The organism is Pusillimonas sp. ANT_WB101 (genome assembly GCF_008369125.1).
Lineage (GTDB): Bacteria > Pseudomonadota > Gammaproteobacteria > Burkholderiales > Burkholderiaceae_B > Allopusillimonas.
Map to the genome: position 1 here is coordinate 547,476 of NZ_VOAY01000003.1, position 20,142 is coordinate 567,617.

General features: G+C 52.0%; 18 protein-coding genes and 1 riboswitch. Of the genes, 11 read left to right on the forward strand and 7 right to left on the reverse strand.

Features of this window, described 5'->3' with window-relative positions; genetic code table 11:
* Window positions 1-349: 349 nt before the first annotated feature.
* The 7 genes from mnmE (at window position 350) to FQ179_RS15275 (ending at window position 7,473) form a co-directional block, all read left to right on the forward strand.
* Window positions 350-1,765, forward strand: coding sequence for a tRNA uridine-5-carboxymethylaminomethyl(34) synthesis GTPase MnmE (gene mnmE / locus FQ179_RS15245; protein WP_149398154.1), 1,416 nt, complete (start codon window positions 350-352; stop codon window positions 1,763-1,765).
* A 258-nt stretch (window positions 1,766-2,023) separates the two neighbouring features.
* A complete protein-coding gene (locus FQ179_RS15250) occupies window positions 2,024-3,379 on the forward strand; it encodes a sensor histidine kinase KdpD (protein ID WP_149398155.1) in 1,356 nt (451 codons plus the stop codon).
* A gap of 113 nt (window positions 3,380-3,492) precedes the next feature.
* The gene (locus FQ179_RS15255) at window positions 3,493-4,059 is read left to right on the forward strand and encodes a DUF3617 domain-containing protein (protein ID WP_149398156.1); all 567 of its coding nucleotides are present in this window, start codon (window positions 3,493-3,495) and stop codon (window positions 4,057-4,059) included.
* A 63-nt stretch (window positions 4,060-4,122) separates the two neighbouring features.
* Window positions 4,123-5,121, forward strand: coding sequence for a hypothetical protein (locus FQ179_RS15260; protein WP_149398157.1), 999 nt, complete (start codon window positions 4,123-4,125; stop codon window positions 5,119-5,121).
* Window positions 5,118-6,074: a hypothetical protein gene (locus FQ179_RS15265; protein ID WP_149398158.1), complete on the forward strand. Its 957-nt coding sequence runs from the start codon at window positions 5,118-5,120 to the stop codon at window positions 6,072-6,074. The genes FQ179_RS15260 and FQ179_RS15265 overlap by 4 nt, the downstream gene beginning before the upstream one ends.
* 102 nt (window positions 6,075-6,176) lie before the next feature.
* A complete protein-coding gene (locus tag FQ179_RS15270) occupies window positions 6,177-6,656 on the forward strand; it encodes a DUF2799 domain-containing protein (RefSeq protein ID WP_180117724.1) in 480 nt (159 codons plus the stop codon).
* Between the two features lie 166 nt (window positions 6,657-6,822).
* Window positions 6,823-7,473: a peptidoglycan DD-metalloendopeptidase family protein gene (locus FQ179_RS15275; protein ID WP_255475011.1), complete on the forward strand. Its 651-nt coding sequence runs from the start codon at window positions 6,823-6,825 to the stop codon at window positions 7,471-7,473.
* Window positions 7,474-7,595: 122 nt separating this feature from the next.
* Here FQ179_RS15275 and ada read toward each other — a convergent pair whose 3' ends face one another.
* Together ada and FQ179_RS15285 are read right to left on the reverse strand one after the other, a co-directional pair.
* Window positions 7,596-8,693 (reverse strand): bifunctional DNA-binding transcriptional regulator/O6-methylguanine-DNA methyltransferase Ada, encoded by a 1,098-nt coding sequence (gene ada / locus FQ179_RS15280; RefSeq protein WP_149398161.1) that lies wholly within the window; start codon window positions 8,691-8,693, stop codon window positions 7,596-7,598.
* Window positions 8,694-8,788: 95 nt separating this feature from the next.
* On the reverse strand, window positions 8,789-8,920 hold the full coding sequence (locus tag FQ179_RS15285; RefSeq protein WP_149398162.1) for a helix-turn-helix domain-containing protein: 132 nt from the start codon (window positions 8,918-8,920) through the stop codon (window positions 8,789-8,791).
* A gap of 231 nt (window positions 8,921-9,151) precedes the next feature.
* On the opposite strand from FQ179_RS15285, the gene FQ179_RS15290 reads away from it, so the two are divergent.
* Window positions 9,152-9,616: a PACE efflux transporter gene (locus FQ179_RS15290; protein WP_149398163.1), complete on the forward strand. Its 465-nt coding sequence runs from the start codon at window positions 9,152-9,154 to the stop codon at window positions 9,614-9,616.
* A 90-nt stretch (window positions 9,617-9,706) separates the two neighbouring features.
* On the opposite strand, the gene FQ179_RS15295 is transcribed toward FQ179_RS15290, so the two are convergent.
* On the reverse strand, window positions 9,707-10,966 hold the full coding sequence (locus tag FQ179_RS15295; RefSeq protein ID WP_149398164.1) for a D-amino acid dehydrogenase: 1,260 nt from the start codon (window positions 10,964-10,966) through the stop codon (window positions 9,707-9,709).
* A 151-nt stretch (window positions 10,967-11,117) separates the two neighbouring features.
* Window positions 11,118-11,213: riboswitch (glycine riboswitch) on the reverse strand.
* A 339-nt stretch (window positions 11,214-11,552) separates the two neighbouring features.
* On the reverse strand, window positions 11,553-12,944 hold the full coding sequence (locus FQ179_RS15300) for a PLP-dependent aminotransferase family protein (RefSeq protein ID WP_149398165.1): 1,392 nt from the start codon (window positions 12,942-12,944) through the stop codon (window positions 11,553-11,555).
* A gap of 167 nt (window positions 12,945-13,111) precedes the next feature.
* Between FQ179_RS15300 and FQ179_RS15305 the strand changes: the two genes are divergently transcribed.
* Entirely contained in the window at window positions 13,112-14,002 is an 891-nt protein-coding gene (locus FQ179_RS15305) for a DMT family transporter (protein ID WP_149398166.1), read from the forward strand.
* On the opposite strand, the gene FQ179_RS15310 is transcribed toward FQ179_RS15305, so the two are convergent.
* Window positions 13,986-14,747 (reverse strand): SagB/ThcOx family dehydrogenase, encoded by a 762-nt coding sequence (locus tag FQ179_RS15310; protein ID WP_149398167.1) that lies wholly within the window; start codon window positions 14,745-14,747, stop codon window positions 13,986-13,988. The two genes, FQ179_RS15305 and FQ179_RS15310, sit on opposite strands and share 17 nt — an antisense overlap.
* 144 nt (window positions 14,748-14,891) lie before the next feature.
* Here FQ179_RS15310 and FQ179_RS22340 point away from each other — a divergent pair, with 144 nt between their 5' ends.
* On the forward strand, window positions 14,892-15,062 hold the full coding sequence (locus FQ179_RS22340) for a hypothetical protein (protein ID WP_188074625.1): 171 nt from the start codon (window positions 14,892-14,894) through the stop codon (window positions 15,060-15,062).
* Between the two features lie 4 nt (window positions 15,063-15,066).
* Here the strand turns inward: FQ179_RS22340 and FQ179_RS15315 are convergent, their stop codons facing one another.
* Together FQ179_RS15315 and FQ179_RS15320 are read right to left on the reverse strand one after the other, a co-directional pair.
* The gene (locus tag FQ179_RS15315) at window positions 15,067-15,693 is read right to left on the reverse strand and encodes a Fic family protein (RefSeq protein WP_149398168.1); all 627 of its coding nucleotides are present in this window, start codon (window positions 15,691-15,693) and stop codon (window positions 15,067-15,069) included.
* Window positions 15,694-16,433: 740 nt separating this feature from the next.
* Entirely contained in the window at window positions 16,434-17,603 is a 1,170-nt protein-coding gene (locus tag FQ179_RS15320; RefSeq protein WP_149398169.1) for a methionine aminotransferase, read from the reverse strand.
* 341 nt (window positions 17,604-17,944) lie between these two features.
* Here FQ179_RS15320 and FQ179_RS15325 point away from each other — a divergent pair, with 341 nt between their 5' ends.
* The gene (locus tag FQ179_RS15325; protein ID WP_149398170.1) at window positions 17,945-18,151 is read left to right on the forward strand and encodes a cold-shock protein; all 207 of its coding nucleotides are present in this window, start codon (window positions 17,945-17,947) and stop codon (window positions 18,149-18,151) included.
* Window positions 18,152-20,142 lie beyond the last annotated feature (1,991 nt).

Below are 20,142 nucleotides of genomic sequence, written 5' to 3' on the forward strand. Positions count from 1 at the left end.
GTTCTGAACCTGACCGTACTTAAGCTATTCAAACTGTTCAGAAGTCTGCGCATACTGCATCCCGGCGAAGTCTGGTAATGAATGGAGTATGTTACCCGTTCCGCAGCGCCGGCTAAAACGATAGCAGCAACATCCGGGTAATCAACGACACAGAACCTACCCGGAATTTTGTGGGTGAGGCATCATGCGAGGGAAACAGCATGGATCTGCCAACAAAAAAACATATGATCGCCGTACAGGCAGCCCACAAGCGTCTCGGCTAAACTGCTCGCATACTCCGATGCCCGCCACCGCTCCACGTCGTGTAGCGTGCCAGGCGCGACACTTTTGTACAGGTTTTCTACTCGCCATGGTTACTCGCTCCGACGAACCCATTATCGCCATCGCAACCGCCCCCGGCCGTGGTGGCATAGGCGTGGTGCGCATTTCAGGCCGTCAGCTTGAGCCCATGGCACAAGCGCTTTTTGCCAAGCCGCTTACGCCACGCTACGCGCATTATTTGCGCTTTAACGACCGCGACGGCAACCCAATCGATGCCGGCATTGCGCTCTACTTCAAAGGCCCCAACTCGTATACCGGCGAAGACGTACTCGAACTTCAGGGCCACGGCGGCCCTGCCGTACTCAAGCGGCTGGTGGAGCACTGTCTTGATGTAGGTACCACCTGGGGTCTGCGCCACGCCGAACCAGGCGAATTCACGCATCGAGCATTTCTAAATGACCGTCTCGACCTTGCTCAGGCCGAAGCTGTGGCAGACCTTATCGACGCTTCATCTGAAGCGGCGGCGCGCAGTGCCATGGCATCGTTAAGCGGCGTTTTTTCAGAACGCGTCAATAACCTTAGTGATCGCATCGTACACTTGCGTATGCTGGTCGAAGCCACGCTAGACTTTCCTGAAGAAGAAATCGATTTTCTGGAAAAATACCAGGCAGGCGCCACGCTTGCAGCCATACGCCACGATCTCGACAACATGGTCAGCCAGGCGCGTCAAGGCATGATTTTGCGTGAAGGCCTGCATGTAGTGCTGGCCGGCCAGCCCAACGTCGGCAAGTCTAGTCTGCTCAATGCGCTGGCTGGTGATGACGTGGCCATCGTCACCCCCATCGCCGGTACCACCCGCGACAAAGTCATACAGCTTATTCATATCAACGGTATTCCCATGCACATCGTTGACACCGCCGGCCTGCGCGATACCGACGACACCGTAGAAAGCATAGGCATTGCGCGCACCTGGGCCGAAATCGAAAAAGCCAACGTCATCATCCACCTGCAGGACGCGCGCAACCCCGCCGACGAACTCGACGCTGGCATCACGCAGCGCCTGCCACCCAGAACACCCGTGCTAAAGGTGTACAACAAGCTTGATCTGCTAAAACAAGAAACGCCTGTTGCCGACGACGTCTCACACGAACACACAGCCAATGGCCAGCAGAGTAATGAAAGCATCGCCATCACGTCATTGCTGATCTCCGCCAAAACCGGACAAGGCCTGGACACCCTGCGCCAGAAGCTGCTCGACATCGCCGGCTGGAACCCTGGCAATGAATCACCCTGGCTGGCCCGCGAACGCCACCTCAGCGCCCTGAACACAGCCCGCGACCACCTCGACCTCGCCGCCGAACACGCTAGTCATAACGACCAGGTGCTCGACCTCTTTGCCGAAGAACTGCGCCTGGCGCACGAAGCGCTATGCAGCATTACGGGGCAGTTCACCAGCGATGACTTGCTGGGCGAGATTTTTTCCAGTTTTTGTATTGGGAAGTGATGTTAGGCCCATGGCCATACACTGACATCCGTAAACAACGAATGTCGACGGTAAAGCTCAATCGCCAACGGTGCCAACAAGCCCAGAAACTTCTGTAATTGCTGATGAAACCAACGCCTTTCTTTTGGCTGGCAAGGCATATATCCGCCAAACTCCCCAATCCAAACACACGGCGTAGCCGTTTAACCCCCGTGTTACCATCGGCGATTCCACATTATAAAAAATTCTACTGCACGCCCGGAAACGGGGGAGAGGGCAATGAATTGGAAGCGCTCCAGCCTGCTCGGCTACCTGCTACCTATCCTCACCATTATCATTCTGACCATATTGCTAACGCTGACGCTGCTGCGTTTGGCAAGCGTGCAGCAAGATATGCGCACCAATGTCAGCGCAAATATGGTTTGGGTCACTTACCAGGCCCACACAGAAAGCCTGCTGCTGCGCGACGCCATCTACCAACATGCCACAGACCCCGAGGCCCCCAACACCATCGTCTTTCGCTACGACATTTTTCTTAGCCGGCTGCATCTGCTAAACCAGGGCCCACAGGAGCGTCAGCTGGAAGAGATAGGCATAAGCGCAAAGCTTGCCGCCCCTATCGCCGCCATAATTGACGCAGAAAGCTGGTTCAAAACCGCAGAATTCACCAATTTAAACAACCTGCGTCGGATGCAGCAGCTACTTGCTCCCTTCAACGACCTGATCAAAGATGCATCCACCAAAGCCATGGTGGCGCAATGGAACGAAGTTGGCGACCGGCTTGATGCCTATCGCAATGCCGTGCTAACGCTGATTATGCTGATGATAGGCATATGGCTTTGCAGCGCCGCTATCTCCATACAGCTTCTGCTATCACTAAAGAAAGCACGCGAAAATGAAAGCATCAAACTACGTGAGATCAGCCTTACAAAACAGCTTGAGACCGAACGCAGAGTAAGCGAGCTGTACCGTAGCTTTGGCTCCATGGTGTCGCATCAGTTTCGCACGCCGCTGGCCATTATCGACGCAAGCATGCAGCGGTTGATACGCAGCGGCAGCAAGATGAGTGTAGATGACATCACACGGCGGGCAACTAAAGTGCGGTCGGCATCGCTACGCCTCACCAATCTCATCGACAGCATTCTTGCCGCAGACCGATTCCTCGATAACGTCAGCGCCCAGATGCAACGTTACGGGTATACCTCACTGATACACCAGGCTATTGCTGAACAGCTGGCCCACACACCAAATCGCCACATCCACTTCCACGACAAAACTCAGGGTGATATCGCACTCATACTCTGCGACCCATTACTTACCGGGCAAATACTGAGCAATTTTCTGTCCAATGCCATTAAATACTCAGAACCTAACCAACCGGTCGATGTCGAGTTACGCCGTGAGGGCCCATGGTTGATATGCGTAGTACGCGACCAGGGACGGGGTATCCATCCCGACGACCTGCCGCATGTTCTGCAGCGCTACTACCGCGCGAAGACAGCTTCCGACAAAGACGGAACCGGCATAGGCTTGTATATCGCCTCAACATTGGCAACCATGCAGCAGGCAGAGATCCGAGTCGCCTCTGTTTTTGGCGAAGGCTCGCAGTTCAGCCTCAGGTTTCGCGCGGCCTAGCTCATCGGCCCCGTCTGTTTGAACGGTGTCATTTCATATGCTTTCGTTTAGCATCAAGCGTTTGAGAATTCTGCATTGCGCCACTGCAAAAAAAGAACGGAGCTCACACACTGATGCAAATGAAAAAACTATTATCCACAGGGTTGATCTACTCCATCAGCATCGCGGCGGCAATCGGCGTCACCCATGATGCCTCTGCCCAAAAACTCGAAAAACGTCTGCCCGGCTTATGGGAGATTCAACTTGGAGAGTCGCCCCTTACTGCCATGTTGGAGTCTATGCAGAAAAGCCTGGCGAAATTGCCGGCAGCCCAGCGCAAGCAGATGGAAGAAATGATGAAAGGCTCTGGCGCATCACTCTCCAAGCCTGGTGTCATTCAGCAATGTGTGACACCTGAAATGGCAGCACGCGATTTCGAGATGCACAATGACGACCCGAACATGCAGTGCACCACATCCTACAAGCCCGTGTCCAGTAGTGAAGGCCGTTTCACCTACGTATGCAAGCAGGATGGCGACAATTTGAAGGGTGAAGGTCGTATCTGGGACGCAAGCGCCAAGCACTACAAAAGTGAAATGACCATGCAAGGGATTTCAGACGGAAAACCTCGCACCATGACCATCTCGCAAACTGCTCAATGGGTGGGGCCCGACTGCCCCGCAAGTTTAAAAACGCCGTGAGCCGCACCATAATGCGTCTCCGGCATCCGTGTTCAACACCACCTTCTTGCCTGGAGTAACCGCATGTGGGATTTCAGTCTACGCCGATCTTTGACGCTCATGGTACAGACCATGCCTTTCATTCTTTTGCGCTGCGTTGTCTATTTTGGCATCGCACTGGCCTACATACTCTTTACAGGCATGGGCGCGGGCGTAGGCTGGGGTATAGGCGCGCTGGGTGACGAAGGCTTTCAGACATCTGCATCTATTTGGGGTGGCGTTGCCGGGTTCGGCATCACGGCAGCCATACTGTATTTCCTGCGAGAATATCTGCTTTACATGGTGAAGGCCGGGCATATTGCCGTTCTGGTAAACCTGATCGATGGGCAACCCCTGCCCGAAGGTCGTTCGCAGATTGCGCATGCCCAGCAAATCGTCAAAAGCCGCTACGCGCAGGCTAATGTGCTGTTCGCCCTCGATCAGATCGTCAAGGGCGTTATCGCTGCCATCACCGGGTTGGTACAAGGCGTTGCTTCCATTTTGCCCATACCGGGTATATCTCAGCTAATGGGTCTGGTGCGTGCCTTTCTGCGACTGGCTGTCGGCCTGATCGATGAGGTCATTCTTGCCTATGCCATTCGAACCGAAAGCCAGAACCCATGGTCATCGGCACAAACTGCGCTGGTTCTTTATGGCCAGAACGGCAAGAACATGCTCAAGAATGCCGCATGGCTTGCCATTTTCACGTATGGGCTGTCGTTTCTGGTGTTTCTGGCAATGCTTGCGCCAGCAGCAGCGGTGGTTTACATGATTCCGGGGGCATGGTCAGCGGGCGGCTTTCTGTTTGCGCTGGTGTTCGCCTGGGCCATAAAAGCCGCACTCATTGAGCCTTTTGCGATTGCATGCATGTTGCAAGCGTACTTTAAGGCCATTGAAGGCCAGCAACCCGATCCAGAATGGGAAGCCCGTATCGATGGCGTTTCGGGAAAATTCAGAAAACTCAAAGACAAAGCAGCTGACTGGGCACGTGGCAACACACCGGACGACGATGCCGAGCCAGCCCGCGCAGGAACCGGCCCATGAAAAAACTTTGGTTAGCACCCGTCGTAATGCTGTTTATGAGCAGCATGCCGATTACTTCACCAGCAGCCAATCCGCTGCATCAGGCCATGGCCGCGCTACAGCCGCATGCCGAGGCCTTTGCGCAAGCACCCGGCTATGTCATGGTGGATACAGAGAAACTCATTGACGACAATTATTACTCATCCAAAAACTTTCCAGGTATTCAAAGTAGATCGTCCGTTTTCTTGCCCGATGCAAACCTTGATGCCGTAACTCGCGCCATTTTGCTTCTGGAAGCAAGGGAAATTGCCCTGCCGCGTGTACGTTACCGCATCACTTACAGCATGCAGCACGACGAAAACATACCCGAAGCGCAACAGGCTTACATAGACGTACGTCGCTATAACCTGGGCCCGCAATTACGCGAAGAACTCGTCGAATCCATAGGTGCAGAGTACGTGGCCAGCCCTAAAGAGTTCGGCGTCGGGCCGCACGTAAACTGGCGCTTTGTCATGTCACCCATGATGGGCATGATGGCCGATGCACGATACGCCAGCCGGCGTGAACTTACAGACAAACAGGCACGGGCCGATGACTGCCTGGGTGAGTCCTGTCTTTCAACGTTAGACCCTACCGGGCCTGAACTTGCTCCAACAACGCTGTCAGCACCAAAACTCGAAACCCCGCAATACCGGTACACTGCTGACGGTGTGGCGCGCCCTGCTCATGTTGCGCATGCGTTGTGGACAAGCGTCTCGTCAGAAGGCATGGACCCTTTACCCTATCAGAAAGATAACCCCCAGTTCACCTTCGTTATTTCCATGAATGTCGTTGGACAAGAAAATACCGCCATAGGCATGGTCCGACAGAATATGGTTATGGATGACGCTATAGCCAAGATCTGGACACAGCGTCTGGAAGTGGCTGGCGTAGAACCAGAGTTTAAAAAGTTTTCTGTACCACGAACCCGCTAAAAAAGCTGTGTGTCAGCACACTTTCAAACTATGCTCCAGACAACACCCTCGCGCTTACTATTAATTTTTGCAATCTTATTCAGCATGGCGGGCTGCGCCAGTATGTCGGAGAAAGATTGTCTTACCGCAAACTGGCAAGATCAGGGCTACCGCGACGGTCGCGACGGCCTACCGCTGAGCCGTATAGAAGACCATCGCGAGGCCTGTGGCAAAGTGGGGATCGTACCCGACGCTCGCCAATACCAGACAGGAAGAGCAATTGGAATACGCGAATACTGCACACCTGATCGTGCACTAGAAGAAGGCCGTCAAGGCAGACCGTACCGCAACGCTTGCCCCGCAAATCTCGAAAGACAGTTTCTGCAATTTCATCAGGCAGGAAAACGTATCTACGACGCTGAACAATATGTCGACTCGCTCAATTCGCAGTCACGTCAGCTTCAACAACAACTAGACAAAGAAAAAAGCACATCCAAACGCAAGCAGCTGCGCAACGAACTCAGAGATCTTGACCGCCGCCTGCAACGTGCGCGCGATGATGTAGCACGGCAGGCTTCTTCTGTGCCGACCCCAGCAAGGTAAGCCTGCGTTGCGGTCAGCCACCTGACTTGGTACTCTTAGTGCAATGATGCCAAGAACAATCTCACATTGCGCTATGCCCAGTTGCCCAACCCCTCAAACCCATACCTCGTTGGTGCGCCGACTGGCGTCCAAACACCATGCGCTACGGTGGCTGCTGGCAAGTGCCATGCTGTCATTACTGGTGGCCTGCGGCACCACCACCACCCAGCCTGTGGCGTCGGGTCAGTACCGCGTTGTGTCAGGCGACACACTCAGCAAAATTGCGCGCCAGCACGGCCAAAGCGTGCAATCGCTCATGAAAATGAACAGCATCAGCAACCCCAATCGCCTTGAGGTAGGGCAAGTATTGCGTGTTCAAGGGTCGGGGGTCGCTACGTCTCGCCCGGCACCAACGCCTTCCAGCGGGGTATCGGTAACACCCACACCCAGTGCGTCAGCCAGGTCTGGTGCTGCGGGTATATCGCTAGCCTGGCCTGCTGAAGGCAATGTCAATCGCGGCCTGAAAGGCCCGAGCCCATACGGGCTGTACATCATCAACAAGGTGGGCACGCCCATCAAATCTGTAGCCGACGGCAAGGTCGTCTATGCAGGTAACGGCTTACGTGGCTATGGCAACCTTGTCATCGTAAACCATGCTTCCAGCTACCTCAGCGTCTATGCGCACAACCGCTCGATCACGGTCAAAGAAGGCCAGTCGGTACGACAGGGGCAAAAAATTGCCGAAATGGGTAGCTCCGAAAGCAAACAGGTAGGTCTGTACTTCGAGTTGCGACACAATGGCAAGTCGGTCAACGCCAATAGTTACCTGCCTAAATAGGCCAGGCACCGTCCAACTTCGGTGCTGGCAAAACAGCTTTCGACAATAAAACATTACTGTTGTCTTTATCAGGTAATAGCCGACTGTGCCGGATATCTGCAACAGCGCCCCCCTCAAGCGCGTTATCCACAGCCTGATTGTTCTCGCAGCAACAGCGCTCGTTTACGGTCTATGCCCCACCGATACCCTGACAAATCACCACCGCGGCGAACCACGCGATGGCACGGTATGGCAACCGCTAACAAATTGGCACCACAGGCCTGCCCCACTGCCCGCACGGCTTTTGGCGAGCCAATGCGCTCGGCAATCTCAGAATAGGTGGCAGTTTCGCCCGCAGGTATTTGCTGCAGCGCCTGCCACACCCGCTGCTGAAACGCGGTGCCTCGCACATCCAATGGAAGATCCAGCCCCAGGCTAGGCTGCTCGACAAACCCCACTACGCTTGCAACCAGCTCATCAAACTCAGGCTCAGAACCAGTAAGTTCAGCCTTGGGAAACCGGTCTTGAAGATCACGCACAAGTTGGTCAGCATCATCACCCAGCGAAATGGCGCAAATTCCTCGCACGCTCTGGGCGACTAAAATAGCCCCTAACGAACACTGCCCCACGGCAAACCGAATGCGCGTGTTGGCGCCCCCGCCACGCCAGTCACGCGGGCTCATACCCAGCAGGGCGTCTGACTGTTCATAAAATCGGCTCGATGCATTAAAGCCTGCGTCGTAAATGGCGTCGGTGACCGTTGCAGACCCAAGCAGTTCATCACGCAGCCGTCGTGCCCGTGCTGCGTCAGCATAGGCTTTAGGGGTAAGGCCTGTTTCAGCCTTGAATACCCGATGAAAATGCCATGGGCTAAGGCCAGCTCCCTCGGCTAGCTCCTCAAGGGCGGGTGGGCTCTCTGCCTGCTCAATGTGCCGGCAAGCCTGCGCGACCAAACGCGCGCGCTGCGCACTCGCCGCCGTTTGATCCGCTGCCAGGCGCTGACTGGCACGATACCCCGCCGCCTCGGCGGCTTCGGCAGAATCAAAAAATTCGATATTCTCGCGCCGGGGCAGACGCGATGCCGCACTGGGTCTGCAATACACCCCTGTAGTGCGGACACCATAAACAAAGTGCCCATCAGCTTTGGCATCACGTGCCTGCACGGCGGCCCAGCGCACATCCTCGCTGCCATAAGGCAGCACAGGTACACGCGCTGTCGTAGCCGGTAAAAGTGTGGACATGAAACCCCCGCATAATTAAATCAACAAGAATGGCTATACGATAAAGCCAAATCCGCTGGCGGGATTCTCGTTTCTTGCGTCTGAATTCCTGCCTCTCAGCGTCGCATTAAAACTGACCTGGATGCCGTCAACGCGCCTAGCCGTCGATAAAATGTACTTCTATGCACGCCCAGTTCTCGTGCAACGCGGCTTACATTTCCATCATACTGTTCTAACGCCCGGCGCACACGCTTGCCAGTAACACGCTAATGACGTGCCCGAGCAACGTCACAACGATATTCATTGATGGTTCTGCTATGGTAAACATCGAGATCTTCTACGTCCCGACGGCTAATCCCGTCACCCTTCAGAGCAAAACACCCGAAATGGCATCGCATTAACGCGACTGCAACCCAACGCGATACACTGCTGCAGTGCATCATATCGATACGGCACGCTACACATTACGGAATCATTTCATGCAGGGCATTAAACGAAAACTCGTCTACGTTTCGTTTTACGAGCTTATCGCTGTAGCAATCACCAGCCTGGGGTTGGCACTACTTACCGATCGCGGCCTTTCACACGCCGCCGTCGCGGGCGTAGCTTCTTCCATGATTGCCATAGCCTGGAACCTAACCTACAACACCTTGTTCGAGTTATGGGAATCGCGGCAGACCAAGCGTGGCCGTGGTTTTTTGCGACGTGTCGCACACGCCGCCGGTTTTGAATTGGGCTTGGTCATAATGCTAGTGCCCCTGTTCGCCTGGTGGCTAGACCTTACCCTGTGGCATGCATTTGTGCTGGATATCGGGCTGATTGTTTTCTTTCTGATCTACACATTTTTGTTTAACCTGGTGTTCGATCATTTGTTCGGTTTGCCGGCCTCTGCGCAGCCTAAGCCCCAAAGCACAGAACCCCAACCCTGTAGCAGCCACTCCTAAAACCCTTGGCAGCATTTGCCCCGCCGTCGTTTGCGCTGCCACGCGCAGGAGCACGCTCCTCGCGTGGCAACGTAAGCACGTTGTGCTGTCTTACGCCGCTTTGCTCAGGCCAGGCAAATCTTCGTCTACAAGCGCCGCTGCAAGCTGCGCCGTAGCGGCGGACAACGTCCACCCCAGATGACCATGGCCGGTGTTGTAATACACGCCCTGTTGACGTCCGCGCTGCACCCTGGGCATCATGTCTGGCATCATTGGTCGCAACCCGGCCCAAGGTGTCATGCGCGACGTTTCAACATTAAAGTTTTCATGCACCCAGCGCACCAGCGGGTCAATGCGATCGGCGCGAATATCCCGATTATCACCATTAAACTCTGCCGTACCGGCCACGCGAAAACGATCTTTACCAAGACGCGACGTAACGATTTTGGCACGTTCATCCAGCAGGCTCACCCAAGGGGCCCCTGCAATACTGGCTTCGTCGTCCAGTTGTACGGTAATGGAATAACCCTTTACAGGGTAAATATTTAACCGGTCGCCACACATGGCCGCCAGACGGCGGCTACCAACACCTGCACAAATTACCACCGCATCAACATCGAGGCGCTCCGCATCGTTACGCCTGCGTGTACCCGCTGACATCACGTCAGCCAACAACGCCGTAACACCGCCGTCACCAAACTGCATGTTTTCGATTTCTACGCCATGCCTGAACTCCACCCCATGCCGGGCGGCGGCCGCCGCCAAACCCCGCGTAAATCGGTGAATATCACCAGTTGCGTCAGAAGGCGTAAAAAACCCGCCGTAATACGTGCCCGTTAATGTAGGTTCAATATTACGAATTTCTTCGGGCGTAACGGCATAGCGCTCAAGCCCGCCCTTGAGCAGCAAAGTATTAGACCGTGCCGCCACATCAAAGCCCGCACGGTCGTGATACACATGCAAAATGCCGCGACGCTCAAGATTAAAGTCAATGTTTTCACGCTCGGCCATGTCATACAAATGCTGTCGTGCCTCTATGGCCATGCGTGTGGTGGCAACGGTATTTGTTCGATAATTTCGAATAGCACCCGCAAATTCAGCCAGCCAAGAATACTTATGCCATGAGGGCAATGGGTTCAGCAACAATGGTGCATCTTTTTGCAGCATCCATTTAATGCCTTTGAGCAGTGTGCCTGGCTGATTCCAGACCTCGGCATTACTGGCCGACAGCTGCCCGCCATTGGCATAAGAGGTTTCCATGGCGGGATATAAATGACGATCAGCCACGACTACGTCGTGACCGTGCTGGTTAAGGGTATATGCAGTGGTAATGCCGGTGATGCCGGCACCAATAACTAATACGCGAGACATAGGTGTTCCAAAGAAAGGGATGCAGATACTGAACGAATACGTTCAGCTCGTAGCCCCATCTGTCTCGGTACCTGAGAGTTTTACAACGCCGCCCACTGGGCGGAGCCTCCCCTTCGGTGGGCGCCCTTAGCGCCGCTCTCCAGATTTTTATGTGTGACGGGCAGTCCTTTTGCCTGAGAGTTTCCGGGGCGGTTGCTCCGTCGGCGCCAGAGTATATAAATTTCCGGTCTCTCCTGCCACGTCATACAACTTATTTGAACCGCAGATTCTAACAGAATCACCCAATAAATCAAACAGTTACCGAATGAAGTAGGCATTTACCCATTGCGGAGAATAGGAAACAGGTTTCCCGTGCTCCAATATCGCCCTGGCGACGAATATGGACAAGTACGAAGGCGATTTCCGTGTCACTTAATAATTGATTACAAAAAAGCATTCGTCCTGAAAGTGCTGTAAGAATTGGGTTGAATCCCCGTAAAGTTAAACATTTTCTTTTAACTTAATACCTACGGCGATAAGTCTTGTCCATTTCAAATAATGCAACAAGTGCCCGACTTATATGCATTATTTCGCGGCGGGAAGCTAATTAAGCAGTAGTTAACAGACGCTCCAACACCTGATAAAGCCTCTCATCGCTTGACTGCGCGATATTAAAGCGCAGAAAGCTTCCTGCAGACTGTGACAGGCTAAAAATATTGCCAGGCGCAAGCACAATATTTTCAGCCAGTGCTGCACGTGCCACCGCAACTGCGTCTACACCTTTGGGCAAACTGCACCAAAGAAACATGCCTGCCTGCGGCATAATCCACGGCGTAATGCCCACTGCGCGCAAACGGGCCGCCACCGGCCCCATATTTTGTGCCAGGCGCAAGCGCAAACTTTCGACATGGCGTCTATAACCACCTTCTTTCAGCATGTGGTACACCAATTCTGCAGAAAGCCCTGCACCACCAAAAGAAGTGGCAATTTTCAAATCAGTAAGCGCCGCCGTCCATTCTGGCCTCGCCACAATAAACCCACAGCGTACAGCGGCCGACAGCGTCTTTGAAAAGCTTCCTACATGCACAACTTGTTGCAGGCCATCAAATGCAGCCAAACGCGGTGATGGTCGGGCTTCAAAATCTGAAAAAATATCATCTTCAATTATCGTTAGCCTGTGCTGTTCAGCAAGACGCAATACTCTGTGAGCTGTGACGGCAGACAGCGTGGCGCCAGTAGGGTTATGAATAGCCGAATTCGTTATATAAAGCCGTGGCCCATGCTGCTTCAGAACACGCTCGAAATGCACGAGATCAGGACCGTCTGCGGTGTACGGCACCGACACCACCTTGGCACGATGCGCTCGCAGTAGTGCATGAAAATTGAAATAGCAGGGGTCATCCACCATCACGGTGTCACCCGGTTCAATTAAAAACCGACACAGTAAATCAAGGGCATGCGTACCTGAATCTGTAAGTAGCACCTGGGCCAGCGACGCCTCAATGCCTGCGTCATTCAGGCGCCGTGCCAACAGTTGGCGCAAAAGAGCATTACCTTGCGGCGGCGCATAATCAGCCAATGCGCTGGCCTCGGCCCGCGCAGCGGTACGCAAGGCCTTGCGCAAAATGTCTTGCGGCATCCAACTTGGGGGCAACCAGCCACAACCGGGCTTCATCAAGGTACCTGGAGCATTTAGCGCCTGATGCGATACCCACAACGGATCGATTTCACGATCGAGACGTGGCCCCAGATCAACCAGTGACAAGGGCGGCGGCGAGGCCGACACATAAAAGCCCGAGCCTCGCCGAGCCTGGATCAGGCCCTCGGCTGCCAAACGTTCGTAAGCCTCCACAACGGTTGATTTCGACACCCCCATAGCTTGGGCCTGGCCGCGTATGGAGGGTAGGCGCGAACCCGTCGACAACTGACGTCCGGTAATACGCTTGCGTATATCGCTCATAACCCTGGAGGTCAGCGTTTCAGTGGTTACGTCGGTCATATTATTGATAGAAGCGGGCATTTGTATGGGTATTTATATCAATACAGTTTTTTAAAAGTGTACGGATGTGTCTCTGGCTAGGTCAACACGATTCGCGCACAATTCATTAGAACCAGCCATCGTCTCCATCGTAGTGGCGTCCTGCAACCTCATTCGTACGTATCTGCATGCAAAAAAACTCTACGGCCTGGCTTAATGGCATGCTTGGCGTCATCATCTTCAGTGGCTCGTTACCGGCCACACGAGTTGCGGTAGCGGGTTTTGACCCCTACTTTCTTACCTCAGCACGCGCTGGCATTGCCGGTCTGCTGGGTCTGGCCCTACTGGTACTGATGCGGGCACCGCGACCCCATGTTTCCGACCTGAAAGCCCTCGTCTTCATTGCGATAGGTGTTGTACTGGGTTTTCCATTATTTACCGCCATGGCGCTGCAGTACATTACAGCCGCGCGCTCACTGGTGTTTCTTGGCCTGCTACCTCTGGCCACCGCTATTTTCGGCGTGATACGCGGCGGCGAGCGGCCTCGCATCGCATTCTGGGTGTTTGCCGTTCTGGGGGCCATGTGCGTGGCCTCGTTCGCCCTCCTGCAGGGAGGCGGTGCTTCATTTAAGGGCGACACGCTCATGCTGCTTGCCATAGTGCTGTGTGGCTATGGCTATGCCGAGGGTGGTCGTCTTTCACGCCAACTTGGCGGCTGGCAGGTGATTTCATGGGCGCTGGTGCTGTCGCTGCCTATCTCAATACCCATGTTCCTCATCCTGATGCCAAGCGATTGGCAAAACATTGGCGTGCCTGCCTGGTTGGGCTTGGGCTATGTCACCTTGTTTAGCATGTTGCTTGGATTCTTCTTTTGGTACCGCGGGCTGGCACTGGGTGGCATAGCCGCTGTTGGCCAGCTTCAACTACTTCAGCCATTTCTTGGCCTAATGCTTGCTGCAGCGCTTCTTAACGAAACCATCAGCTGGCCTATGCTGGTGGCAACCAGCGCCGTCATAGCCTGCGTAGCTGGAGCTCGCCGGTTTTCTGCTACCCCACCCGCCCCTAAAGCCCTGCCTTAGGGGATGCATCTGGCAAGGCCGGATCCCCCACGCAATACAGTGCAACCAGATCAAACCCCGTCTCCAGCCTCAGTAACTGCTGCATGCGGGCCTCATCGAATCCCATAACGGCTACCCCTCCAAGCCCAAGCGCGGTCGTTACAAGATACAGATTCTGAATGACCGCGCCCACTTCAATATCCACATAACGTGCACCACGCTGGCCATCAGCAGACTGATCGGCAAAATGTTGAATGGCGCGCTGCCTATCTGCGGCTATCACTACGATAGCCGCCGCTGTATCCAGCCAGGTATCCTCAGCCAGTGAGGCAGTTACAAGAGAAAGGGTTTTAGGCAATGCGTGCAACGCGTGCAGTCGATGCCTCTGGCTATTGCCTGAGTTGCCCTGTTCCTCGCCTGTTGAAAGGTGCTGCTGTTCGTCCTGGAGAGCACTATAACGGTAAAAACCGGGTTCAATCCCCTCAACCTGACGCACCAGTATGTACAACTGCAGCGGATACACTGCGTGAGCCGAGGGTGCCGTGCGTGCTCCGACCTTCTGGACCGGACCCTGTGCCGCTTCTGCAAGACACCTCAAGGCCTCCAGGGAGATCGGAATGCCCGAATAGTCCCGGCAGCTACGTCGCAGCCTTAGCAAGCGCTGGAGAGCCGCTAGGTCGGTCGTAGTACTGCTTGGCGTAGCAGGCTCAACTTGGCAGGAGTATTCAGCGTGTGGGTCGGAAAATGACGCAAAGCGACTATTCATGTCAACCGGCTGACATCAATATACGCAGTAATGCAAGTAGTTTGTGGTTTCATGCTGACAACATCTTGTAAACACAGGGATTTCCTCTTTCAGAGTGGGGCTGTAAAGACTATAATCGAAGATGTGCCAAATACCATATCCCCAATGAAAACAGAGCCTGCCGTGGCCACTATGCCTACTAAAGCGCGCATTATTCGTGCCGTCGCAAGTTCGACTGCAGTCGAAACGGGTCAAAGCATTAAAGAACTCGAGGTTTTCCTGCAAGAAAATGCTCAGTTAAGCAAATACAGTCAGCTCAATCTCGCTTCAGCCTGATTCTTTACTGCCCGACCGTGCCCAGCCCCCGGGCCACCCACTGTTTCATCGGCTCGTAATTCAGCCCCAAGCCTTGCTGAATAGCCAAAATATACTCATCGCGACCAGCCTCCCAGCTGCTGTAATCCAGCGGGCCCATACCTGCCTGAACAGCCATTACATCCGCCAGCAACCGCGAAATACGGCCGTTGCCCTCCCTAAACGGATGCATCAAAATAAACTCAACATGCGTCACAGCAATCGCGTCAATTAGACGCTGAAGACTGAAATCATGGCACGGCGTATGCATTGCAAGGCAACCACGATCAAATGCAGCCATCAGCCTGGGTATCTGCGCAGCCGGTGCAAACGGGAACCCACCTTTGCTCATATTAACGCTGCGGGCCTGCCCCGCCCACGAATAAACATTGCCCAGCCAACGCCTGTGCCAGATCTTCAAGTGTTCAACGGTAATGCCATCTTCAGGCATTTGATCTGACAACAATGACTCATACAGTTTTTGCAGCAGAATCAGCTCGGCCTCATCCATATCAGACGGCAAAGTAATGCCCAGTTTGTTGACCAGCACCCTGTCTCCAGATCCTGGTTCAAACATGCCCTGAGGCCCAGCTATGTCATATCGCGTGCTCATCCTGTTACCCCGGCTCATGACTGACTATGCAGCACAGGCGGCGTACGCCTGTATGTGCTGCCCACGATGTGTCGTTGCGCTGCCTACTGCGCCTGAAGGCTCTGTCCTTGCTCAACAGACTGCAGCTTACCAAACAGCCACCCCATCACCGCACTTATACAGCTCTACAAACCTTACGATAATAGCCGCCACTATGCAAAAAATGACCAAAATAACAGTAGCTTACAGATGAATTATAAAAAGCTGAGTACATCCACAAAACCTCGTTCAATAGTTGAACGCATCTAGATTTTTCGCCAAAAAAATCTCGAAATCGTCGATATACTTACAATTAGTTTCAAAATAAACAGCAGCTACTTTTTGTTGATTCCATGAACGCTGCCTGTGGATAACTACTGGGGCGAGCAACTGTGAATAGCCTGTTGATGACTAACGCATAACTCGTGATTGGACGAGGGGTCAAAAAGTTATCCGCAATCCATCCCCGAGATAAACCGTGCTTATACCCAAGTAAAAATGTACTCTAAAAGCTTGATTTAAATAGACTTTATTGAGTTATGCCACTTATCCACAGACACCCATTATTACTATCAGTATGAAATAAAAGAAGTTATATAAAAGCTAACCCCTTGCCAGCCAGCCAGCCAGATTTACAACTTCAAACACAGGGCTATACTGCGTCAGGTCGGAAAACCACAAACCCGTCCGGTTTTCCTAAGGCTGCTAAACCTCTTTTATTTTCAAACACTTGTGAGTTTTTCAATGGCTGTGTTCAGCGTATCGTCCCGTTTTGCAAAGCAGAATCGAGCCAGATTATGGTTTGATGTCAGCGCATCAGGCTGTCGATAAAATGCTGATACAGGAATCACACCAACTCCGTGTTCCGTGGTCAACCAACGCGCAAAATCAGCTTCATGCATGTCTGAAATCTCGCTGTAGTCAGCCATTAAAAAAAACGTACCTTGGCTGGGCAAGACTCGAAACCTGCTTTTTTGCAGGCCTTGGCTCAACCGATCACGCTTTTGCTGATAAAAGCCAGCAAGTGCCAGGTATGGCTTCGAATCTTTCATGTAATGAGCAATCGCGTACTGCATTGGTGACGTCACCGTAAAGACCATAAATTGATGAACTTTTCGTATTTCAGCCATCAACGCCTTGGGCGCGCAGCAATAACCAATTTTCCATCCTGTGGCACTGTAAGTTTTACCAAAGGAAAACACCGTAATCGCATTAGCCGCTATGATCGGATTACGGGCAAGGCTTAAATGTTCATACCCGTCAAAGACCAGATGTTCATAAACCTCATCCGAAAGCACCAAAATATCGGTAGCCGCCACGATTTGTTCAAGGCTGTCGAGATCAGATTGCTCAAGACGGATGCCAGTTGGGTTATGCGGAAAATTAATCACCAGCATGCGAGTTTTTTTGGTAATTGCATCGCGTACACGTTGCCAATCAACCTGGTATATCGGCGTAGTGAGAGTCGGCGCAATCATGGATACAACAACCGGGATACCACCAGCAAGCTGGATAGCCGGAATGTACAGGTCATAAAACGGCTCGATGACAATTACTTCATCCCCGGGATGCACGAAAGCCTGAATACTTGCCATTAAGGCTTCGCTGGCTCCCGCAGTAACAGTTACTTCGGTTTCAGGGTCGTAGTAATGGCCATGCAGAGATTCGAGTTTGCTCGAAATTTCCTGCCGCAAAGCAGGTATGCCTGCCATGGGTGGGTATTGATTGTGCCCTTCCCGCATGGCCTGGTTTACCAGATCAAGTAGTCTTTCATCGGGGTTAAAGTCGGGAAAGCCTTGTCCCAAGTTAATCGCTTGGTGATCGGTTGCCAGCTGGCTCATTACGGTAAATATGGTGGTGCCCACATCCGGCAGCTTAGATATTAGTTTCATATTCTTGATTTATTTAATGGACTGATTAGAAAAATATTAAGAACGAACAAACTCTAATATAAACGTATTGATATTGCGTCTGCGTTATTTGAGAATATTTTTTCGCTGACAAAAAAAATACCACATTTGGTTAAACTAGCATTTTATAAATCTATAGCTCGTGGTTATTTTTACGGCGGCTGGTTTAATCCAGCTGTACGCAGGCATTACAATAAGTGATTACTCGTTCAGAATATAGTCAAATAATACTTAGTTAATGGTTTTCGATTTCTGATTGATGGGCATGCAGTTGGTGTTCTTGGTTGCACCGAATTTTTTGTTTAATTTTAGGACGCTATATCATGGCTCAGAAGGGCAAAGTTAAGTGGTTCAATGCCGATAAAGGCATTGGTTTTATAGCCCCCGACGAAGGCGGAGCCGACGTCTTCGCACATTTTTCTGCAATCATTGGCCGTGGTTATCGAAGCCTTAATGAAGGCCAAGAGGTTGAGTTCGAAGTCAATGTCGGCCCAAAAGGCCCGCAAGCTGCCGAGATTCGTCCGCTCTAGTTAGCCAAGTGTGAAGAAATATTACGAGTCACCGGGCATGAACCGGCTAACGTGTGCTGCCATGCTGATCCTTAACTACCAAGCTCTTTGATCTAGACGAAGTGGCGCAGACCAGATGGTTGTGCAGTAATGTTGCAGGCTCCTACCCCCATGCCACAAGAAAGGATGGGCGTTCTGCTTAGAAAAGTGTGCCCACACTCAAGAAGCTTCTCAACAGTAACTCATAGTGTGGATAAGTCTGTGGATAATGAGTGGGCATGTTGTGGAAAACCAGTGCTTGCTGCCAGCAGCAATGCGAATGTTCAATTTCCAAGAGTACGTGGTTCGCAGCACGCCAAACGTTGTCTCTCACCTTGCTGAACCACTGATTTGCTGAGTATCTGAACGGGCTGCTCTCCTGCGGCCAGGAAGGCGCTTTGGTTGGCCTGTAGCTGTGTCTAGCCGGCTATTTGTGCCTTGCCTGTTCTGACGCATATCGTGAATCAACTGCTCCCCCACTCTTCTTCTTGGCTGCTTCCGTCACGCTTGCCTGAATCTCTTAATACCATTGAATGTGTGATCGTCGGTTTGATTCATGACATTGTTCCGCTCTAACGAAATTCTCTTTCCCGTGTCCGCTAAGTCTGCTTGTTGATCTGTATCGCGATAATGCCTGCCGCGCTTAGTGATAAACCCCATATATAGATGATGCTCTGGTAGTGCAAATCTAAATTATGGCCACGGAGTATAGATAGGGGGATACAAATAAGGAAAGAGAGACAGAAGACTACAGACCTAGAAACACAGACTTAGGAATACAGACTTAGGAATACAGACTTAGGAATACAGACTTAGGAATACAGACTTAGGAATACAGACTTAGGAATACAGACTTAGGAATATAGTCAGAGGAATATAGTCAGAGGAATATAGTCAGAGCAATATATAAATGACGTAGCGAATTTTCTCTTTATTTTTTTCTACATAATAGATATAAAGCTTGTTCTATAACCTATGAGCTGGAATCAGTAGATAGAGGATTACAAAGTCAGGCTGATACGCGAAGGTGAAGTCCCTCTTGGTGTCTGGTCATCCATTTATTGCAGTGGACCATCAAAAGTCGCATCACTACTTAGAGTTACATCACCCGTACAGGGCTTGCGCTTATGCCCTGGCGATGATCGGATCTCATTACTTATCCATGCATATTAATGGCCGTCTGGATAGTAGCCAACGAGAAGCTATATTGATTTATTAGTCGGCGTAAAGTATTCGGTACTCGAACCGGAAAGCTTGCTCTGAGGATGGATATTACTGATTATCTTCTAGGGTATGGGGCGAAGGTTATGCACATCCTTTACACTTGTTGCCCACAGACTTATCCACAGCAGAACTAGTAACATGAATTCCGTTTTTATCAGTGTGTATCTTCTACATGTGTTATGGCGAGATATTGTTTCACGTGGAACAATCAACGCGCGCTCACCATTGGAAGTTTTTTTCATTCCATCTGATTGTTTCACGTGAAACAAACGGCCTAATCAAAGAGTTAAGAGGCACGATAGTTGTTCAATATTTGAATATGTCGATTCATGAGTGCATAACAACGAATAAACTTACTTAAGGCGTTGAAAATAATTACACTCATCTGGCGCTGGCACTATACGATCGGCAAGGAAGCTGCAGACACTCTCCTCGTCTACTTTGGTCTCACCCAACACTTGTTGAAATAGTTACAGGCCGAGTCCATGCACTTGTAAGCGTCATCCACCTAAAGGAGTCGGATCTAGCGCAGGTATCACGCACGCCAATAATCGAACCTACTATACGGAATACAACTCCGCTCCTCGACCCATATCTTGAGTGTCAAACCGGCATCGCTAAGTAAGCTATTGGATAGCGGCTAACTTTTGGTCACTGTTGTTTGAACCTGGTGTACTAGCTTCTCATGCACTCTGAACTATGGATAATGCGTGAGAAAAATACTGTGCAGATTGACTTATGTAAGCTCG

Coding starts and splice junctions, on each gene's coding strand:
- FQ179_RS15255 (WP_149398156.1), top strand. CDS start 3,493: ATGCAAATGAAAAAACTATTATCCACAGGGTTGATCTACTCCATCAGC.
- FQ179_RS15270 (WP_180117724.1), top strand. CDS start 6,177: ATGTCGGAGAAAGATTGTCTTACCGCAAACTGGCAAGATCAGGGCTAC.
- FQ179_RS15290 (WP_149398163.1), top strand. CDS start 9,152: ATGCAGGGCATTAAACGAAAACTCGTCTACGTTTCGTTTTACGAGCTT.
- FQ179_RS15310 (WP_149398167.1), bottom strand. CDS start 14,747: ATGAATAGTCGCTTTGCGTCATTTTCCGACCCACACGCTGAATACTCC.
- mnmE (WP_149398154.1), top strand. CDS start 350: ATGGTTACTCGCTCCGACGAACCCATTATCGCCATCGCAACCGCCCCC.
- FQ179_RS15265 (WP_149398158.1), top strand. CDS start 5,118: ATGAAAAAACTTTGGTTAGCACCCGTCGTAATGCTGTTTATGAGCAGC.
- FQ179_RS15320 (WP_149398169.1), bottom strand. CDS start 17,603: ATGAAACTAATATCTAAGCTGCCGGATGTGGGCACCACCATATTTACC.
- FQ179_RS15295 (WP_149398164.1), bottom strand. CDS start 10,966: ATGTCTCGCGTATTAGTTATTGGTGCCGGCATCACCGGCATTACCACT.
- FQ179_RS15305 (WP_149398166.1), top strand. CDS start 13,112: ATGCAAAAAAACTCTACGGCCTGGCTTAATGGCATGCTTGGCGTCATC.
- FQ179_RS15300 (WP_149398165.1), bottom strand. CDS start 12,944: ATGACCGACGTAACCACTGAAACGCTGACCTCCAGGGTTATGAGCGAT.
- FQ179_RS22340 (WP_188074625.1), top strand. CDS start 14,892: ATGAAAACAGAGCCTGCCGTGGCCACTATGCCTACTAAAGCGCGCATT.
- FQ179_RS15250 (WP_149398155.1), top strand. CDS start 2,024: ATGAATTGGAAGCGCTCCAGCCTGCTCGGCTACCTGCTACCTATCCTC.
- FQ179_RS15315 (WP_149398168.1), bottom strand. CDS start 15,693: ATGAGCACGCGATATGACATAGCTGGGCCTCAGGGCATGTTTGAACCA.
- FQ179_RS15325 (WP_149398170.1), top strand. CDS start 17,945: ATGGCTCAGAAGGGCAAAGTTAAGTGGTTCAATGCCGATAAAGGCATT.
- ada (WP_149398161.1), bottom strand. CDS start 8,693: ATGTCCACACTTTTACCGGCTACGACAGCGCGTGTACCTGTGCTGCCT.
- FQ179_RS15275 (WP_255475011.1), top strand. CDS start 6,823: ATGCTGTCATTACTGGTGGCCTGCGGCACCACCACCACCCAGCCTGTG.
- FQ179_RS15260 (WP_149398157.1), top strand. CDS start 4,123: ATGTGGGATTTCAGTCTACGCCGATCTTTGACGCTCATGGTACAGACC.